Source organism: uncultured Campylobacter sp. (genome assembly GCF_937949835.1).
In the GTDB taxonomy this organism is placed as follows: domain Bacteria; phylum Campylobacterota; class Campylobacteria; order Campylobacterales; family Campylobacteraceae; genus Campylobacter_B.
Genome location: NZ_CALEDC010000143.1, coordinates 1 through 1,208, shown reverse-complemented (window position 1 = coordinate 1,208; position 1,208 = coordinate 1). Strand labels below are relative to the sequence as shown.

1 protein-coding gene is annotated in these 1,208 nt (G+C 50.3%); it reads left to right on the top strand.

What is annotated here, in order from left to right; genetic code table 11:
* Positions 1 to 203: 203 nt before the first annotated feature.
* On the top strand, positions 204 to 1,208 hold a 1,005-nt coding region (locus Q0256_RS03165; protein ID WP_297959973.1), incomplete at its 3' end, for a Sua5/YciO/YrdC/YwlC family protein.

The window sequence follows — 1,208 nt, the reverse complement described above, 5'->3', positions numbered from 1 at the left end:
TAAATTTACAGTCCGCAGCAGATAGCCAAGACTTGCAATGCACGGCGAATGGGCTTGATTCTCGGCTTGCGACGGACAAGTCTATTTCGCAAAATTCGGCGAATATTCAGGGTTTGCGATATACTGCGAATAGAATAGGCTTGCAGCGCGCGGCAAGCGAGTCTGGTTTACGACAGAAGATAGATTCGCAAGGCTCATGCTCCGTGCAAACATGCACGACGGACGTGCGTAGCGCATATTTCGATAACGTGGGCGATTTCGTGCGTTTACCTGCGAGCTTTTCGGCGATTTTTAAGACGGGTGCGATTTTTATCGCTCCAAGCGTGGCACCAAACCTTAATAAAATCGGCATTTTCCTAGCCAATACCGGCGTGCATCTGCTGCTTTTTGAATACTTTGATCGCCCGATCGTCGCCACAAGCGCCAATATTAGCGGCGAGCCCATTATTTTTAGCAGCGAGGAGTTGCGCGCGAAGCTGGGCGGCGTCATCTCGTTTTACCTGGATAACGACCGCGAAATTTTAACGCCGAGCGACGATAGTATCGCGTTTTTGCAGGAATTTAAAAAAGAAGCTGCAAGCGCGAAGGCAAACGATCGCACGCACGATATATACACGCTTGAGACCCGGGCTCACAGCGAGAATATGGCGCAAAATTTTGAAGCACCGCATGCTATGTCGCTTCCCTCGATCGATACGAAGTCCGATTTGAACGTGATTATAAAGCGGCAGCCGAATGAAAATACGTCAAACTCGAAAAGCGATGATCTGAAACGGGCAAATTCCAAGCAAGGCTCGAAGCGTGATCCGAGTGAAGGTCTGCAAAGCTCGCAAGTAGCCGTTTGCGAGCTAAAAAATTCGCAAAATTTATCCGAAAAAGCAAAAAACGAGCAAGAAAGCGCGGCGCTAGGTAGCATCTGCGACGAGGCGGCAGCCGATGAAAGCACCGATGCGGCGATAAATAGTTGCGACGCGCTCTCGGATGACGGGCGCAATGCCGCGGCATCAAACGATGAACGCGACGGCGCATCTTTAAATTTTAAAAACGGCGCGGCGTCGATTGATACGAAGCGCTGCGACACCGAGAACGCGGAAAATCTCGAAAAAGCAAAAGGCAGGCAGGGCGCAGCAACATTGAGCGATAAATTTGGCGCCGCACCTTCAAATTTAAAAAGCGACGTAGCGGCGCCAAGCGAGACCAAACATAAT